Source organism: Bradyrhizobium sp. Mp27 (genome assembly GCF_029953005.1).
Taxonomy (GTDB): domain Bacteria; phylum Pseudomonadota; class Alphaproteobacteria; order Rhizobiales; family Xanthobacteraceae; genus Bradyrhizobium; species Bradyrhizobium barranii.
Genome location: NZ_JASAUS010000631.1, coordinates 1 through 466, shown reverse-complemented (window position 1 = coordinate 466; position 466 = coordinate 1). Strand labels below are relative to the sequence as shown.

Annotated in this window: 1 protein-coding gene; it reads right to left on the bottom strand. The window is 65.5% G+C overall.

Features of this window, described 5'->3' with window-relative positions; genetic code table 11:
• A partial coding sequence (locus QJT78_RS52090) for an ATP-binding protein (RefSeq protein ID WP_281460942.1) occupies window positions 1-466 on the bottom strand: 466 nt, incomplete at both ends.

Sequence of the window (466 nt, the reverse complement as noted above, 5' to 3'; positions counted from 1 at the left end):
GACGGAGGAGCCCTCGCCGGCCACCGACTTGATGTCGATGGTGCCGCCGATCTGGTCGATATTGGTGCGCACCACGTCCATGCCGACGCCGCGGCCGGAGACCGAGGTGATCGCAGCCGCGGTCGAGAAGCCGGGCGCGAAGATGAACTTGTGGATCTGGGCTTCGCTCATCTTCTCGAGCTCGGCCTCGGTGACGAGACCTGAGGAGATCGCCTTGGCCTTGATCCTCTCGGTGTTGAGGCCTCTTCCGTTGTCGGCGATACAGATGATGATGTGGCCGCCCTCGTGATAGGCGGACAGGCGGATGGTGCCCTGCTCGCCCTTGCCGGACGCGAGCCGCTCGGCTGGGGTCTCGAGGCCATGGTCGGCGGAGTTGCGCACCATGTGGGTGAGCGGGTCCTTGATCAAATCGAGCACCTGGCGGTCGAGCTCGGTGTCGGCGCCGTGCATCTCCAGCTCGATCTGC